Below are 15,420 nucleotides of genomic sequence, written 5' to 3'. Positions count from 1 at the left end.
CGGGTCGCCGGGCCTGACGGGGCCCGCCGGATGCGCCGGTTCCAGGCGCTCGCCTCCGAGCTGGCCTTCCTGCGCGAACGGATGGTGCGCGGCACGGCGGCGCCCACCGCGCCCGCCCAGGAGTACGCCGGGCTCGTCGGGCTGGCCCAGCTGCGCGCGACGCTCCCGCCGCTGGCCACCCGGTAGCGGTCCGGGGCCGTGCGCCCCGGTGCGCGTCGGTGCCGCATCGGTGGGTGGATGCGCCGCGGGGCGCCGCGACCCGGTGACTTGACCGGGTCGCGGCGCCCCGCGGGTGCTCTTCTCAGGCGACGAGCGAGCGCAGCACGTACTGCAGGATGCCGCCGTTGCGGTAGTAGTCGGCCTCACCAGGGGTGTCGATGCGCACGACCGCGTCGAACGTGACGACCGTGCCGTCGGCCTTCGTCGCGCTCACCTGCACCGTGCGGGGCGTGCTGCCCTCGTTGAGCGCGGTGATCCCGGAGACGTCGAACATCTCGGTGCCGTCCAGCCCCAGCGACTGGGCGTTCTGCCCGGCGGGGAACTGCAGCGGCAGCACGCCCATCCCGATGAGGTTCGAGCGGTGGATCCGCTCGAACGACTCGGTGATGACCACCCGGACGCCGAGCAGCGAGGTGCCCTTGGCGGCCCAGTCGCGCGAGGAGCCGGAGCCGTACTCCTTGCCGCCGAGCACGACGAGCGGCACACCGGCGGCCTGGTAGGCCACCGAGGCGTCGTAGATGCTCGTCTGCTCACCCGTGAGGAAGTTGACGGTGTACCCGCCCTCCACCCCCGGCACCAGCTGGTTGCGCAGCCGGATGTTGGCGAAGGTGCCCCGGATCATCACCTCGTGGTTCCCGCGACGCGAGCCGTAGGAGTTGAAGTCCTTGCGGTCGATGCCGTGCTCGGCCAGGTAGCGCCCGGCCGGGCTGTCCGCCTTGATCGACCCGGCGGGGCTGATGTGGTCGGTGGTCACCGAGTCACCGAGCACCGCCAGCGCCCGCGCACCCGTGATGTCCTGCACCGGGGCCGGGGTGGCCGGCATGCCGTCGAAGTACGGGGGCTTGCGCACGTACGTCGAGTCGTCGTCCCACGCGAAGGTCGCGCCCTGCGGGGTCGCCAGCGCCCGCCACCGCTCGTCGCCGGCGAACACGTCGGCGTAGTCGTGGGTGAACATGGCCCGGTCGATCGACGAGTCGATCGTGGCCTGGACCTCCTCGGGCGACGGCCAGATGTCCGCCAGGAACACCGGCTGACCCGCGTCGTCGCGGCCGAGCGGCTCGGTCGCGAAGTCGAAGTCCATCGTGCCGGCCAGCGAGTAGGCGATCACCAGCGGCGGGCTGGCCAGGTAGTTCATCTTCACGTCCGGGTTGATCCGGCCCTCGAAGTTGCGGTTGCCGGACAGCACCGCGGCGATCGCCAGGTCGTGCTCGGCGACGGCGGCCGAGACCTTCTCGTCGAGCGGGCCGGAGTTGCCGATGCACGTCGCGCAGCCGTAGCCGACCAGGTGGAAGCCGAGCTTCTCCAGGTACGGCCACAGGCCGGCCTTCTCGTAGTAGTTGGTGACGACCTGGGACCCGGGGGCCATCGAGGTCTTCACCCACGGCTTGGCCGACAGGCCCTTCTCGACGGCCTTCTTGGCCAGCAGACCCGCCGCGAGCATCACCGAGGGGTTCGACGTGTTGGTGCACGACGTGATCGAGGCGATCGCCACCGCGCCGTGGAACAGCTCGAAGCTGCGTCCGACGCTGTCGGTCACCTCGAACCGCACCGGGTGGGCCGGGCCCACGGCCGGCGAGTCGGACGCCGGGAAGGACTCCTTCTCCGACTCGTCGACACCGTTGAGCGTCGGGGCGTAGGTGGGCAGGTCGCGGGCGAACTGCTCCTTGGCCCGGGACAGCTCGATGCGGTCCTGCGGACGCTTCGGCCCGGCGATCGACGGCACGACGGTCGACAGGTCCAGCTCGAGGTACTCGGAGTACACCGGCTCGACGTACCCGTCGGTCGTGGGGTCGAGCCACAGCCCCTGCTCCCGGGCGTACGCCTCGACCAGGGCGACCTGCTCGTCCGAGCGCCCCGTGAGGCGCAGGTAGTCGAGCGTGCCTGCATCGATCGGGAAGATCGCGCAGGTCGAGCCGAACTCCGGGCTCATGTTGCCGATGGTGGCACGGTTGGCCAGCGGCACCGCCGCGACGCCCGCGCCGTAGAACTCGACGAACTTGCCGACCACACCGTGCTTGCGCAGCATCTGGGTGATCGTGAGCACCACGTCGGTGGCGGTGACCCCGGCCGGGATGGCCCCGGTGAGCTTGAACCCGACCACCCGCGGGATGAGCATCGACACCGGCTGGCCGAGCATGGCCGCCTCGGCCTCGATGCCGCCGACGCCCCAGCCCAGCACGCCCAGGCCGTTGACCATCGTGGTGTGCGAGTCGGTGCCGACGCAGGTGTCGGGGTAGGCCCGCAGCACACCGTCGACCTCACGGGTCATGACGACCCGCGCGAGGTACTCGATGTTGACCTGGTGCACGATGCCGGTGCCCGGCGGGACGACCTTGAAGTCGTCGAACGCGGTCTGGCCCCAGCGCAGGAACTGGTAGCGCTCACGGTTGCGCTGGTACTCCAGCTCCACGTTGCGCTCGAACGCGTCCGCGCGGCCCGCCACGTCGATCTGCACCGAGTGGTCGATCACCATCTCGGCGGGCGAGAGCGGGTTGATCTGGGACGGGTCGCCGCCGAGGTCGACGACGGCCTCGCGCATGGTCGCCAGGTCCACGACGCAGGGCACGCCGGTGAAGTCCTGCATGATCACCCGGGCCGGGGTGAACTGGATCTCAGTGTCCGGCTGGGCGTCCGGGTCCCAGGCGGCGAGTGCACGCACGTGGTCGGCCGTGATGTTGAGGCCGTCCTCCGTGCGCAGCAGGTTCTCCGCCAGCACCTTGAGGCTGTAGGGCAGTCGCGCGAGGCCGGGGACGGCCGCGAGCCGGTACACCTCGTAGTCGGTGCCGCCGACCTGAAGCGTGCCGCGCGACCCGAAGCTGTCGAGGTTGCTCACCTGGGGTTCTCCTTCGCACCGGGGTGTTATCTCGACATCAAGATATCACTTGGCACCCCTCGCGGAGGCCGAACTCCCCCGCGGCGCGCGCAGCTGTCGGCGCGGGTGCGCGCACCCGCGCCGACCTGCGGCTCAGCGCTGCGGTGCGGACCCGTGCGCCTCCTCGGCGGCCTTGCGCTCAGCCTCGATCAGCCGCTCGTGCGAGCGCGGGTCGTAGTCCGGGGTGCCCTGCTTGCCGAGCTCGGCGGCCACCGCTCGCTTGGCCGCTGCCAGCCTGCTCGTCCGGTCCGTGGTCATGTCTGCCTCCCTGGCCCGACGTCGTGTGGACGCCTCCCACGGTAGGCGCGCACCCGCACCGGCGCGAGGGCTGCCGGACCGCAGCCCGACCTCGGGCTCAGCGGTGCGCGCGCCCCAGCACCGCGACCGCCTCGAGGTGGTGCGTCATGGGGAACAGGTCCAGACCGTCCACCTGCTCGGTGACCAGCCCACCGGCGGCCAGCAGCGCCAGGTCACGGGCCAGGGCCGCCGGGTCGCACGCCACGTAGACCACCCGCTCGGGGGCCAGCGCCAGCACCTGGTCCACCACGGCACGTCCGGCCCCGGTGCGCGGCGGGTCCAGCACCACGACGTCGGCGTGCACGATCTGCTCGCTCGTCGCCAGCGTTCGTGCGACATCGCCGTGCACGAGCGTCACCTGCGGCGCGTCGTGCACGTTGCGCCGGGCGTCGCGCACCGCCCGTGCGTCGCCCTCCACGGCCACCACGCTCCCGTCGGCACCGACGGCCTGCGCCAACGGCACCGTGAAGAGGCCCGCCCCGGAGTACAGGTCGGCGACCGTCGCCCCCGCGATGTCGCCCACACCAGCGAGGACCCGCTCGACGAGCACCGCCGGCGCGCTGCGGTGCGCCTGCCAGAACCCGTCGGCCGCCACGCGATAGGTGTGCGGACCGACCGTCTCGCGCACCGCACGCGGTGCCGTCGGGCGCCGGTCGACCCGGTGGTGCACGAGGTCCCACGGCTCACCGTCGACCAGCACCACCGGCCGGTCGCCCCCGAGCGGGGCGGCCACCTCGATCCGGGCGCCGGCCGGCCAGGTGCGACCGAACAGGTCGAGGTCCGCGATCTCCTGGGTGGCCAGGGGCATCGAGTCGAGCGGGCGCACCTCGTGGCTGTGCCACACCTGCATCCCGGCACGTCCGAGGTCGTCGGTGACGAGGTCGACCCGCGTGCGCCAGGCCAGGCCGCCCCGTTCGACGTCACCCGGTGCGGGCAGCACCGTCACCTCGCGCTCGTCGTGCGCGAGCCGGCGCAGCTGCTCGGCGAGCACGGCCGCCTTCCAGCGCTGCTGGGCCGCGGGGGCCACGTGCGACAGCTCTCCCCCGCCGACGCCGCCCGGCCCCGCGGCCGGCCAGACCGACGGGACCCGGTCCGGCGATGCGTCGAGCACCTCGACCGCGTCGGCACGCCAGAAGGAGGCGTCCGGGGCGGCATGGGTCAGCCTGGCCCGGACCCGCTCCCCGGGCAGGGTGTGCCGGACGAAGACGACCCGGCCGTCCAGGCGGGCGACGCAGTGGCCGCCGTGCGCGACCGGCCCGACGGTCAGCTCGACCAGCGTCTCGTCGCTCACTTGTCACCCTCCGCGGGCTCTGCGGTGGTCGGTGCCGGCCCCCGGCGGGTGTCACCGGCGACCGGGGCGGAGTCCAGCTTCTCGGCCACCGAGCGGGTGCGCGCCGACGAGTCGAGCTGCCACGGCACCGAGGCGACGATCACGCCGCGCATGAACAGCAGCCTGCTCTTGAGCCGGATCGCGCTCTGGTTGTGCAGCAGCGCCTCCCACCAGTGCCCGACGACGTACTCCGGGACGTACACGACGACGAGGTCACGGGGGCTCTCCCTGCGGATGGAGCGGACATAGGTGAGCACCGGGCGGGTGATCTCGCGGAACGGGGAGTCGAGCACGCGCAGCGGGACCGGCAGGTCCATGGACTCCCACTGCTCGCGCAGCGCGACCACGTCCTCGGCGTCCACACCCACGGTGACGGCCTCGAGGACGGACGGCCGCGAAGCACGCGCATAGGCCAGCGCCCGCATCGTCGGGCGGTGCAGGTGCGAGACCAGCACGATCGCGTGCACGCGGGAGGGCAGCGCGCGGGCCGAGGGCGCGTCGGCGTCGAGCGCCAGCTCCTGGCGCACCCGGTCGTAGTGCCGGTGGATCCCGTTCATCAGGGTGAACACCGCGACCATCGCCAGGATCGCGATCCACGCACCGAGCAGGAACTTGGTGACGATGACGACGACCAGCACGGTGGCCGTCATCGCGAAGCCCACCGCGTTGATGACCCGGGACCGCTTCATCCGGGACCGGACGGCCGGGTCCGGCTCGGTGCGCAGGTGCCGCCCCCAGTGCCGCAGCATGCCGAGCTGGGACAGCGAGAACGAGACGAACACCCCGACGGTGTACAGCGGGATGAGCAGCGTCACGTCGGCATCGAAGGCCCAGATGAGCACCGCGGCGCCACCGGCCAGCGTGACGATCCCGTTCGACAGGGCGAGGCGGTCGCCGCGGGTGTGCAGCTGACGCGGCATCCAGCCGTCACGGGCCAGGATCGAGCCGAGCACCGGGAAACCGTTGAACGCCGTGTTGGCCGCGAGCACCAGGATGAGCCCGGTCACCGCGGCCACCAGGTGGAAGGCGAACGGGAAGCCGGAGAAGATCGCCTCGGACAGCTGGCTGATGACCGGCGCCTGGACGTAGCTCGAGCCCACCGGCACACCGTCGCGCAGCAGCTGGGTGGCCGGGTCCTCGACGTAGTGCACCCCGGCCTGGCGGGCCAGGAACAGGATCGACAGCACGAGCGTGGAGCTGATCAGCCCGAGCAGCAGCAGCGTGGTCGCGGCGTTCTTGCTCTTCGGCTTCTTGAAGGCCGGGACCCCGTTGCTGATCGCCTCCACACCGGTGAGCGCGGTGGAACCCGAGGCGAACGCGCGCAGCACGAGGAACGCGCCGGCCGCCCCCGCCAGCCCGCTCTCGAAAGCCGGCGTCGGCGCCAGGGCGAGGTCCGACGACACGGCCTGCGGCAGCGTGCCCGTGGCCCAGCGCACCAGGCCGACACCTGCGGTGATACCGATCGTGGCCATGTAGAGGTAGACCGGCACCGCGAACGCGGTCCCCGACTCCCGCACGCCGCGCAGGTTGAGCAGCATGAGCACGACGACGATCACCAGACCGAGCTGAACCTCGTGCCCGCGCAGCTCCGGGATCGCGGCCGAGGCGTAGCGCGCACCGGCCGAGACCGACACGGCCACCGTGAGCACGTAGTCGACGAGCAGGGCCGAGGCCACCGTGAGGCCGGCGCGCGGGCCGAGGTTGACGGTCGCGACCTCGTAGTCGCCGCCGCCGGAGGGGTAGGCGTGCACGTTCTGCCGGTACGAGGCGATGACCGTGGCCATGACCACGACCACCGCCAGACCCACCCACGGCGACAGCGTCGTGGCCGCGAGCCCGGCCGCGGCCAGGGTGAGCAGGATCTCGTCAGGGGCGTACGCGACCGACGAGAGCGCGTCGGAGGCGAACACCGGCAGCGCGATGCGCTTGGGCAGCAGCGTGTGCCCCATCCGGTCGCTGCGAACGGGTCGCCCCAGCAGCAGGCGCTTGGCGGCATCAGCGAGGTCGGACACGAGGACTGATGGTAGAGCCGCGCCGCGCGCCCGGCTCCCGGCATCCGTCCCGACCGGGAAGGAGGTAGCCTCACCGCTCGTGCACTTCGTCATCATGGGCTGCGGACGCGTCGGCGCCGCACTTGCCCTCTCCCTCGAGGAGCGGGGCCACTCGGTGGCGGTCGTCGACCAGAACGCCGAGGCGTTCCGTCGGCTGCCACCGGACTTCGAGGGCAACAAGGTGACCGGCCTCGGGTTCGACCGCGACACCCTCACCAGCGCCGGTATCGACGACGCGTACGGCTTCGCCGCGGTCGCCGACGGGGACAACTCGAACATCCTGGCCGCCCGCGTGGTCCGCGAGACGTTCGGCGTGGACAACGTGGTGGCGCGCATCTACGACCCGCACCGCGCCGAGGTCTACCAGCGGCTCGGCATCCCCACCGTGGCGACCGTGCGCTGGACCACCGACCAGGTGCTGCGCCGGCTGCTCCCGATGGGGGCCACCGACGAGTTCCACGACGCCTCCGGGCAGATCGCGCTCGCCCAGGTCGACGTCAACCCAGCCTGGGTCGGACTGCCCGTACGCCATCTCGAGGACGCCTCCGGCGCGCGGGTCGCCTACCTCACCCGGTACGGGGACGGCGTGCTGCCGACCTCGTCCACCGTCCTGCAGGAGAACGACGTGGTCCATGTGCTGCTGCGGGTGGAGGACACCCCCGCCGTCGAACGGGTCCTCACCGGACTCCCGCCGGTGAGCTCATGAGGGTCATCATCGCCGGGGCCGGCTCGGTCGGTCGGTCCATCGCACGCGAGCTGCTGCTGCACGGCCACGAGGTCACGGTCGTCGACCGGCAGCCCTCGGCCATGCGGGTCGCCCAGGTCGCCGACGCCGAGTGGGTGCTCGCCGACGCGTGCGAGCTGCCGACGCTGCGCCAGATCCGGGCCGACGAGTGCGACGTCATGGTCGCCGCGACCGGTGACGACAAGGCCAACCTCGTCATCTCGCTGCTGGCCAAGACCGAGTTCGGCGTCCCCCGCACCGTCGCCCGGGTGAACAACCCGAAGAACGAGTGGATGTTCGACGAGGCCTGGGGGGTCAACGTCGCCGTCTCCACCCCGCGCATCATGACCGCGATGGTCGAGGAGGCCGTCGCGGTCGGCGACCTGGTGAAGATCTTCACCTTCCACCAGTCGAAGGCGGACATCCGCGAGGTGACGCTGCCGGACGACTCCCCGCTGGTCGGGCGGCTCGTCGGTCAGGTCGTGTGGCCGGCGGACACGGTGCTCGCCTGCATCGTGCGTGACGCCCGGCCGCTGGCACCCAGCCCGGACGACACCCTCGAGGGGCGCGACGAGCTGCTGTTCGTCACGGGCCGGGATGCGGACGAGCAGGCTCTGGAGCAGGTGCTGGCCGGACAAGAACCCAGCTGAGCCACAGCACGAGGGCGAACAGCGGGACCCCCATGACGAGCTTCGCGGTGCCCAACCAGGCCACCTGCGCGGCCAGGTAGAGCGGCACCTGCACGGCGAGCCGGACGGCGAACACCGCGACCCACAGCCAGGTGGCCCAGACTGCTCGACGACGCCGCCCCGGATCGGCACGGAACGCACCGACCGAGGACCAGGGCCCGCCGGACAGCGGACCGTCCGCGTCGAACAAGCCGATGAGCACACCGACCACGGGCCAGCCCACGGCGATCGACGCCGCGGTGGCGACCAGGTAGGCGACGTTGGTCCACAGGCCCCACGCGAAGTAGTTCTCGGCGCGTCCGGACGCCAGCGCCCAGACCACCCCGATCCCGACCCCGAGCACCCCGGACAGCGCCTGGGTGAGCGGCGTGCGCTGCACGAGCCGCGCGACCACCGCCACGAGCGACGCCGCGCCCGCGGCCACCACGGCGGGCACGAGCCGCTGACCGGCCACCAGGTAGACGACCACGAAGAGCAGACCCGGCGCGATCGACTCGACGAGGCCGCGGACCCCGCCGACGGCCTGCGTCAACGAGAACTGCTCGCCGGCCAGGGCGCGCACACCCGTCGGCGGCTGCGGGTCACTCACCGGGACGCGGGCGCAGCTGGTAGCGGGGGTTGAACACGACCCGACGGCCACCGACCTTGCACACCAGGCCCTCGACCTTGAGCCGACGCCCGGGGACGATCCCGGAGATCTCCCGTCTGCCGAGCCAGACCACGTCGAGCGTGCCGCTGCCGTCGTACAGCTCCGCCTCGAGCGCCGGCACGCCGTCGCGCGGGCGCAGGGTCACCGAACGCAGCACACCCGAGACGATCGCGCGGCTGCGGTCCGGCACCTGACCGACCGGGATGCACCCGGTCGCCTGCGCGTCCTGACGCTCCTCGGCTGCCTCGACCTCGGCCCGCGAGGCGAGCAGCGCGCGGGCGCGCTCACGCATCGTCGTCATCGGATCTCCGTGATCTCGGGGCCACGGGCGAACGGGTCCACCGGTGCCGGCTCAGGCACCGGTGCCGGCCCCACCTGCCCGGGCAGCTGCAACGCCAGCGGCTCACGGGGCGGCATGGCCTCCGTGCCGCGCACCACGACGGTGCCCGCGAAGAACTGCTCGACCGCGGCGGCGGCCTCGGCGTCGGTCGTGGCCCGACCGGTGATGACACCGCGCAGGAACCAGCGCGGACCGTCGGCGCCGATGAACCGGACCACGCGCTGCCCGGTCCGCCCCTCGGCCGTGCGCACGACGACACGTGCCAACAGCTCCCGGCCGAAGGGACCGGGCAGGTCGTCGACGGTGCCCCCGTCGGAGGTCACCTGCTGGGCGATCTCCTCCCGGATCTCGTCCCAGATGCCCTCCGAACGCGGCGCGGCGAACGGTGCCAGCTGCAGCTCGGAGCCGTCGAGCTCGACGCGGACCAGCGTCACCACCTGGCCCTTGGTCTCCATGTGCACCTTGGCACCGGGCGCGACCGCGAGCCGCATCCCCCCGAGGTCCAGCCGGCCGTCCCCCGGGGGCACCTGCGAGGCGTCCCACGGGCCGGTCGGCTCGCCGGGCTCGTCGTCGGTCACGTCGTCCGGCTCGGGCTCAGGGACGTCCTCGGTCCCGAGCTCCTGGTCGCTGGGGTCGACCTCGACCTCGTCATGTGCGGCGTCCTTCGTGCCGCGGCGGAACAGCGCCACCTACGCACTCCCGTCCGGGCGCGCCGGTGCGCGCCGTCGCTGCTCAGGGTAGTCCGCGCGCGGCGACGATCCGCTCATGCGGTGCCCCAGCCGCCCGACGAGCCGAAGCCGCCCGCACCGCGCTCCGAGCCGGGCAGCTCGGCGACCTCGACGAAGCTCGCCCGCTCGACCCGCTGGACCACGAGCTGGGCGATGCGGTCGCCACGGGCCAGCCGCAGCTCGGCCGCGGTGTCGGTGTTGAGCAGCGTCACCAGGATCTCGCCGCGGTACCCCGAGTCGACCGTCCCTGGTGCGTTGACGACCGTGAGCCCGTGCCGCGCGGCCAGGCCCGAGCGCGGGTGCACGAACGCCGCGTGACCGGGCGGCAGCGCGATCGCCACGCCGGTGGGCACGGTGACCCGCTCACCGGGTGCCAGGACCACGTCGACCCGGGTCATGAGGTCGGCCCCCGCGTCGCCCTCCTTGGCGTAGCCCGGGACCGGGAGCCCCGGGTCCAACCGCACCAGCAGCACCTCGACGTCGTCCACGGCGCCCGACCCTACCGGCCCGTCGCACCGAGCTCGGGCCGTCGATGCGATGCTGGCCCCGTGACCTCCGCGCCCGACCATGACGAGCGACTCTGGTTCGGCCCTGTGGGCTGGTTCGGGGTGGCGCTCGCGGCCCTCAGCCTCGGCGCCGTCCCCGCACCGATCAGCCCCCGGCTGGGCCTCGTCGTCGCCGTCGTCTCGCTGCTCGTGACCATCGTCGTGGTCGTCGCGACCACGGCGCGCGTCCGGGTGGCCGACGGGGTGCTGCGGGCCGGCCGGGCCCAGGTGCCGATCGCGCTGCTCGCCGCGCCGCGTGCGTTGAGCCCCCAGGAGCTCGCGGTGGAGCTGGGACCGGCGCTCGATGCGAGGTCCTACGCGTGCCTGCGATCCTGGGTGCGGACCGCCGTGCGGGTGGAGCTGCGCGACCCCGCCGACCCGACCCCGTACTGGATCGTCTCGACCCGCCGTCCCGCGGCGCTCGTGGCGGTCCTGGAACGCGCGGGTGCGGCACCCGAGGCCGCACCGGCCCCCTAGCCCCGGCTCGGCGCGCACCTGGTGACGAGGGTTGCGGCCTGGCGACCGGCCGCGTGCAGGTGCCGGCGTGCGGGTGCCTGTGCGCGGCCCGCCGGCCCAGAACGACGACGGCCGGCGACCCGAGGGGTCACCGGCCGCGGTCAGGCTCGTTCGGTCAGGCAGCGCACTCCGAGCAGACGGGCTGGCCGTTGCGCTCGTAGGCGAGCTGGCTGCGGTGGTGCACCAGGAAGCAGTGCGAGCAGGTGAACTCGTCCGCCTGGCGCGGCAGCACCCGGACGGACAGCTCCTCACCCGAGAGGTCGGCACCGGGGAGCTCGAAGCCTTCCGCGGCCTCGGTCTCGTCCTCGTCGACCACGCCCGAGTTCTTGTCGGAACGCCTGGCCTGCAGCTCCTGGAGGCTGTCCTCGGACAGCTCCTCCTCGGTCTTGCGAGGCGCGTCGTAGTCGGTAGCCATCTGTGGCGTCACTCTCCGTGGTCGGGTCGTTCTGTACGCGGCATCAATGCGCGAGGGACCAGATTTGTTCCGTGCCGCGAATGGCCTGTCCCCGCACGGCCGCACGGATTCTGCACCATGCAGACCCGGAGGGCGAACCGTGAGGTCGGCGCGCCGCGCATCGGCGGCACCCGGCCCGCACGGACGTCACCCCTCCAGCGGTGCGTCCGCCCCGGTGCGCTCGAGGATCCCCTGCAGCTCGCCGACCCGCGCACGGTGGCCCGCCACCGTCATGACCTCGCCGGCCGGCCGGCCGCGCAGCCCGGTGATCACCCCACCCGCCTCGGTGACGACGAGGCTGGGCGCGGCCAGGTCCCACGGCCGCAGCCCCCGTTCGAAGAACAGGTCGAGCCCACCCGAGGCCAGCGTGCACAGGTCGAGCCCGGCCGAGCCGAGCCGCCGGATGTCACGCACCTGCGGCAGCAGCTCGGCGAGCACCGCCCCCTGCAGCTCGCGGGCCTGCCGGCGGTAGCCGAAGCCGGTGCCGACCAGGCACAGGTCGAGCGGACCGGGCTCGTCGATACGAAGCCGGCGGTCACCGAACCAGGCGCCGGCGCCGAGCCCCGCGGTGAACGTGCGGCCGTCGCCGGGCGCGTGCACGCAGCCGGCCAGCACCGTCCACGTCGCCGGGTCCGGCTCGCCGCCGTCCGGGGTCACCACCGCGGCCACCATGACCGAGTAGTTGGCCAGGCCGTACAGGTAGTTGACGGTGCCGTCGATCGGGTCCACCACCCACGTGATGCCCGTGCTGCCCTGGGTGAAGCCGCCCTCCTCGCCCAGCACCCCGTCACCCGGGCGCTCCACCGCCAGCAGCTCGCGCAGCAGCTTCTCGGAGGCCAGGTCCATCGCGGTGACGACGTCCTGCGGGCTGGTCTTCGTCGCGGCAACCTCGACGCGGTCCGGCCGGCCGTCCCGGACCAGGTCACCGGCGCGCCGGGCCACGCGCTCGGCCACCTCGCGCAGCTCGTCGATCTGGGCGGGGGGCAGCGGGTTCGATGTCGGCACGCCACCATCCTGCCCGACCCGGTGACCGGCTCACCGGCGCAGGTGCGCGCCAACCGGCCCCGGCGATGGCACCCTGTGGTGGGAGGTGCCATGGGAGAGCTCGAGCTGGTGGGTCTGCACGACGACGGAGAGCACCTCGTCCTGCTCGCATCCGACGGTCAGCGTTTCCGGCTGCGGATCGACGAGCCGTTGCGCGCAGCCGTGCGCCGGGACCGGCCGCAGCTGGAACAGCTGCGCGCCGAACGGGCCGGCACGCTGAGCCCGCGCGAGATCCAGAGTGCGATCCGCGCCGGCGCCACAGCCGCCGAGGTGGCACGGCAGTCGGGTCTGGACGTCGAGGCCGTCCGTCGCTACGAGGGACCCGTGCTCGCCGAGCGCGAGTTCATCGCGGAGCAGGCCAAGGCCGCCCGCGTGGGCCACGAGGCCGGCTCCCCCGCGCTCGGTGACCTGGTCGCCGACCGGCTCGCCGCGCGCGGCATCGACGTCGCGACACTCGCCTGGGACGCCGCGCGCCGCTCGTCCGGGCCCTGGACGGTGCTCGCCCGGTTCGGCGTCGGCGGTCAGGACCGCGAGGCGCGCTGGAGCTACGACCCGTCCAGCCGCAGCCTCACGGCCCAGGAGGACGAGGCGCGCTGGCTGTCCGAGACCGAGCTCGACGAGCCGGTGGGCCGACGGCACCTGTCGGCCGTGCGCGACGTCGTGTTCGACCTGCGCGCCCAGCCCGAGCTGCCCGGCGACGGAACGGCAGGGCCGGTCCCGTCCGACCCCGCCGACACCACCGCGGCGCTGCTCGACGAGCTCGGCAGCCGCCGCGGCCGCCGCCAGCCCGTCGAGGTCGACGACGACGGTGAGGAGTTCGAGGGGTTCGGCCCGCAACGGGCGTTCGACCTCGGTCACCTGCTCGGCCGCGACGACGAGCCGCCCACCGGCAAGACGCCTCCCGAGCCGGTCCCCGCGGGTCCGCAGCGGCCCGCGAGCCCGGTGCTGCCCACCACGGTGCTCCCGACGCCCGTGCTGCCGCATGCAGCCGCACCTACGGCGCGTACCGGGCTCGGACCCGCCGGTGCAGACCTCGCCGGTCCGCAGCCGGTGCTCCCGACGCCGGACGCGTCACCGGCGCCGGCAGCCGACGGTGCCGAGGCCGTGCCCGAGCCCGGTGAACGGACCCGACGGCGCGGTCGCGCCAAGGTGCCCAGCTGGGACGAGATCGTCTTCGGGGCCAGACCGGAGTAGCCCGGCGGCTCAGCGCCCGTCGACGGGCAGCACGGCGCGGGCCACGGCCGCGGTCATCTGGCGCATGTGGTGGCGCCGGCACAGCACCTCGTAGGCGACCTCACCGCCGCCGCCCTCGACGTCACCGACCACCACCTGCTCACCCTGCGTGACCATGAGGCCGTCGAGGGTGCGAGCGTTGTGCGTGGCACGGGCCCCGCACCAGCACAGCGCACGGACCTGCAGCACCTCGACGCGGTCGGCGAGCTCGACCAGCCGCGCCGAGCCCGGGAACAGCCGCGCCCGGAAGTCCGAGGTGATGCCGAACGTGAAGACGTCGACGTCGAGCTCGTCCACCACCCGCGCGAGCTGCTCGACCTGGAGCGCCGTGAAGAACTGGGCCTCGTCGGCGATGACGTAGTCCACCGGGTGCCCGTGGGTGCGCCGGTCGACGACCAGCGACCAGAAGTCCGTGGTGTCGTCCACCTCGAGCGCGCGCCGCGACAGGCCGAGCCGGGAGGAGATGGTGGCGACACCGGCGCGGTCCAGCCGGGTGAACAGCAGGCCGTCACGGCCGCGCACGGCATGGTTGTGGTGCATCTGCAGGGCCAGCGTGGACTTGCCGCAGTCCATCGGCCCGGAGAAGAAGACGAGCTCGGCCATCGGACCTCCTCTAGCCCCCCGCCAGCAGCAGGGGGATGGACATCTCCTGGTCGGTGAGCGAACCGTGCACGCCGACCAGCTCGAGGGAGGCCGGGGTCTGGGTGCGGGAGTCGACCACCGTGGCCCGACCGCCCATCGCCACCAGGACGTCACCGACCACCGGGCGCACCCGCTCGTCCACCGGACCGAGCAGCCCGGCCTCGATCGCCACGTCCCGGGTGAGCACGACGGCCCGGTTCCCGAGCACCTCGCGCCACCGGTCGGCGACCTGCACCGGGTCCGCGCCCGCCGTCAGGTGCAGCTGCATCGCCCGCGGCTCACCGGCCACCAGGTCGACCTGGGCGCGCAGCTCCGGTTCGGTCGCCACGTCCCAGCGCGCCCGCCGGTCGACGTCGACCATGCCGTGGTCGGCGGTGACGAGCAGCAGGGTGCCCGTCGGCAGCGCCCGGGCCAGCCGGGCCAGCTCATGGTCGACCGCCGCCAGCGCATCACCCCACTCCAGCGAGCCCCAGCCGTGGTGGTGCCCGGCCTTGTCGACGTCGCCCCAGTACAGGTACGCCAGACCCGGCGCCCGGAGCACGTCGAGCACCCCGTCGACGCGTTCGACCAACGACTCCGCGGGTCGGTAGCCACCGCCGTGCAGCGCCGCCCGGGTCAGCCCCGACCCCTCGAAACGCTGCGGGCCGACGCTCGTGACCGCGATCCCCGCTGCGGACATCCGGTCGAACCAGGTGGGCGCCGGCTGCCACACCTGCGGCTCGGGGAGCTGGGTCCAGGACACCAGGTTGCCCAGCGCGCCCGTGGCGGGCACGCGCACCGTGTAGCCGAGCATCGCGGTGCGACCCGGCGGCAGACCGGTGCCGAACGTCGCCATCGCGGTCGCCGTGGTCGAGGGGAAGGTGCTGCGCAGCGTGCGCGAGCCCGCGAGCAGACCCCGCAGGAACGGTGCGTGCCCGGACCGCTCGGCCAGGTTGTTGCGTCCGAGGCCGTCGACGAGCACGACCACCATGCGCCGCACGTGCGGCAGCTCCAGCAGCACCCGCGCCTGCTGGGCCTGCTCGTCGTCCAGCCCGAGGGCACCGGCCGCGCCGGCGAGCACGTCGCCCAGCCCGGCCTTGCGGCGGGT

The 15,420-nt window shown here is 73.4% G+C and carries 17 protein-coding genes; 5 read left to right on the top strand and 12 right to left on the bottom strand.

What is annotated here, in order from left to right:
- Nucleotides 1-186, top strand: a 186-nt coding sequence (locus tag F2B26_RS09520) for a hypothetical protein (RefSeq protein ID WP_201292681.1), incomplete at its 5' end; no start/stop codon positions are given.
- Between the two features lie 115 nt (nucleotides 187-301).
- Here the strand turns inward: F2B26_RS09520 and acnA are convergent.
- From acnA to F2B26_RS09500, 4 genes are all read right to left on the bottom strand, one after another.
- Nucleotides 302-3,052 (bottom strand): aconitate hydratase AcnA, encoded by a 2,751-nt coding sequence (gene acnA / locus F2B26_RS09515; RefSeq protein WP_159808725.1) that lies wholly within the window; start codon nucleotides 3,050-3,052, stop codon nucleotides 302-304.
- Nucleotides 3,053-3,184: 132 nt separating this feature from the next.
- The gene (locus F2B26_RS09510) at nucleotides 3,185-3,349 is read right to left on the bottom strand and encodes a translation initiation factor 2 (RefSeq protein ID WP_159808723.1); all 165 of its coding nucleotides are present in this window, start codon (nucleotides 3,347-3,349) and stop codon (nucleotides 3,185-3,187) included.
- 97 nt (nucleotides 3,350-3,446) lie between these two features.
- Nucleotides 3,447-4,679 carry a class I SAM-dependent RNA methyltransferase gene (locus F2B26_RS09505; protein ID WP_159808721.1) on the bottom strand — a complete coding sequence of 411 codons (1,233 nt, stop codon included), beginning with the start codon at nucleotides 4,677-4,679 and terminating at the stop codon, nucleotides 3,447-3,449.
- Nucleotides 4,676-6,730 carry an APC family permease gene (locus F2B26_RS09500; RefSeq protein WP_159808719.1) on the bottom strand — a complete coding sequence of 685 codons (2,055 nt, stop codon included), beginning with the start codon at nucleotides 6,728-6,730 and terminating at the stop codon, nucleotides 4,676-4,678. Before F2B26_RS09500 ends, F2B26_RS09505 begins: the two co-directional genes overlap by 4 nt.
- A gap of 94 nt (nucleotides 6,731-6,824) precedes the next feature.
- Between F2B26_RS09500 and F2B26_RS09495 the strand changes: the two genes are divergently transcribed.
- Both F2B26_RS09495 and F2B26_RS09490 read left to right on the top strand, forming a co-directional pair.
- Nucleotides 6,825-7,475, top strand: a complete 651-nt coding sequence (locus F2B26_RS09495; protein ID WP_159808729.1) for a potassium channel family protein — start codon at nucleotides 6,825-6,827, stop codon at nucleotides 7,473-7,475.
- On the top strand, nucleotides 7,472-8,143 hold the full coding sequence (locus tag F2B26_RS09490) for a potassium channel family protein (RefSeq protein ID WP_159808717.1): 672 nt from the start codon (nucleotides 7,472-7,474) through the stop codon (nucleotides 8,141-8,143). The genes F2B26_RS09495 and F2B26_RS09490 overlap by 4 nt, the downstream gene beginning before the upstream one ends.
- Here F2B26_RS09490 and F2B26_RS09485 read toward each other — a convergent pair.
- The 4 genes from F2B26_RS09485 to dut form a co-directional block, all read right to left on the bottom strand.
- On the bottom strand, nucleotides 8,079-8,771 hold the full coding sequence (locus F2B26_RS09485) for a DUF3159 domain-containing protein (RefSeq protein ID WP_235929585.1): 693 nt from the start codon (nucleotides 8,769-8,771) through the stop codon (nucleotides 8,079-8,081). The genes F2B26_RS09490 and F2B26_RS09485 overlap by 65 nt on opposite strands.
- Nucleotides 8,764-9,132, bottom strand: coding sequence for an OB-fold nucleic acid binding domain-containing protein (locus tag F2B26_RS09480; RefSeq protein WP_159808715.1), 369 nt, complete (start codon nucleotides 9,130-9,132; stop codon nucleotides 8,764-8,766). Before F2B26_RS09480 ends, F2B26_RS09485 begins: the two co-directional genes overlap by 8 nt.
- Nucleotides 9,129-9,860, bottom strand: a complete 732-nt coding sequence (locus tag F2B26_RS09475; RefSeq protein ID WP_159808713.1) for a DUF3710 domain-containing protein — start codon at nucleotides 9,858-9,860, stop codon at nucleotides 9,129-9,131. Before F2B26_RS09475 ends, F2B26_RS09480 begins: the two co-directional genes overlap by 4 nt.
- Before the next feature lie 74 nt (nucleotides 9,861-9,934).
- A complete protein-coding gene (dut, locus tag F2B26_RS09470) occupies nucleotides 9,935-10,387 on the bottom strand; it encodes a dUTP diphosphatase (protein WP_235929584.1) in 453 nt (150 codons plus the stop codon).
- Between the two features lie 60 nt (nucleotides 10,388-10,447).
- On the opposite strand from dut, the gene F2B26_RS09465 reads away from it, so the two are divergent.
- Nucleotides 10,448-10,921 (top strand): DUF3093 domain-containing protein, encoded by a 474-nt coding sequence (locus tag F2B26_RS09465; RefSeq protein ID WP_159808709.1) that lies wholly within the window; start codon nucleotides 10,448-10,450, stop codon nucleotides 10,919-10,921.
- A 154-nt stretch (nucleotides 10,922-11,075) separates the two neighbouring features.
- Here the strand turns inward: F2B26_RS09465 and F2B26_RS09460 are convergent, their stop codons facing one another.
- Together F2B26_RS09460 and F2B26_RS09455 are read right to left on the bottom strand one after the other, a co-directional pair.
- Complete coding sequence (locus tag F2B26_RS09460; protein ID WP_159808707.1) at nucleotides 11,076-11,375, bottom strand: DUF4193 domain-containing protein; 300 nt, start codon at nucleotides 11,373-11,375, stop codon at nucleotides 11,076-11,078.
- A gap of 186 nt (nucleotides 11,376-11,561) precedes the next feature.
- Nucleotides 11,562-12,419 carry an inositol monophosphatase family protein gene (locus tag F2B26_RS09455; protein ID WP_159808705.1) on the bottom strand — a complete coding sequence of 286 codons (858 nt, stop codon included), beginning with the start codon at nucleotides 12,417-12,419 and terminating at the stop codon, nucleotides 11,562-11,564.
- A gap of 90 nt (nucleotides 12,420-12,509) precedes the next feature.
- On the opposite strand from F2B26_RS09455, the gene sepH reads away from it, so the two are divergent.
- On the top strand, nucleotides 12,510-13,652 hold the full coding sequence (gene sepH, locus F2B26_RS09450; RefSeq protein WP_159808703.1) for a septation protein SepH: 1,143 nt from the start codon (nucleotides 12,510-12,512) through the stop codon (nucleotides 13,650-13,652).
- Nucleotides 13,653-13,661: 9 nt separating this feature from the next.
- Here sepH and F2B26_RS09445 read toward each other — a convergent pair whose 3' ends face one another.
- Both F2B26_RS09445 and F2B26_RS09440 read right to left on the bottom strand, forming a co-directional pair.
- Nucleotides 13,662-14,294: a thymidine kinase gene (locus F2B26_RS09445; RefSeq protein WP_159808701.1), complete on the bottom strand. Its 633-nt coding sequence runs from the start codon at nucleotides 14,292-14,294 to the stop codon at nucleotides 13,662-13,664.
- A gap of 10 nt (nucleotides 14,295-14,304) precedes the next feature.
- On the bottom strand, nucleotides 14,305-15,402 hold the full coding sequence (locus F2B26_RS09440; RefSeq protein ID WP_235929586.1) for an alkaline phosphatase family protein: 1,098 nt from the start codon (nucleotides 15,400-15,402) through the stop codon (nucleotides 14,305-14,307).
- Between the last annotated feature and the right edge of the window lie 18 nt (nucleotides 15,403-15,420).

This window comes from Cellulomonas citrea (assembly GCF_009829685.1).
In the GTDB taxonomy this organism is placed as follows: Bacteria; Actinomycetota; Actinomycetes; order Actinomycetales; family Cellulomonadaceae; genus Cellulomonas; species Cellulomonas citrea.
This window is presented reverse-complemented; position numbering and strand designations above follow the sequence as displayed.

Bases quoted from the DNA above. Each gene is read 5' to 3' on its own strand.
- F2B26_RS09480 (WP_159808715.1), bottom strand. From the start codon at position 9,132: ATGACGACGATGCGTGAGCGCGCCCGCGCGCTGCTCGCCTCGCGGGCC.
- F2B26_RS09495 (WP_159808729.1), top strand. From the start codon at position 6,825: ATGGGCTGCGGACGCGTCGGCGCCGCACTTGCCCTCTCCCTCGAGGAG.
- F2B26_RS09445 (WP_159808701.1), bottom strand. From the start codon at position 14,294: ATGGCCGAGCTCGTCTTCTTCTCCGGGCCGATGGACTGCGGCAAGTCC.
- sepH (WP_159808703.1), top strand. From the start codon at position 12,510: ATGGGAGAGCTCGAGCTGGTGGGTCTGCACGACGACGGAGAGCACCTC.
- F2B26_RS09510 (WP_159808723.1), bottom strand. From the start codon at position 3,349: ATGACCACGGACCGGACGAGCAGGCTGGCAGCGGCCAAGCGAGCGGTG.
- F2B26_RS09490 (WP_159808717.1), top strand. From the start codon at position 7,472: ATGAGGGTCATCATCGCCGGGGCCGGCTCGGTCGGTCGGTCCATCGCA.
- F2B26_RS09460 (WP_159808707.1), bottom strand. From the start codon at position 11,375: ATGGCTACCGACTACGACGCGCCTCGCAAGACCGAGGAGGAGCTGTCC.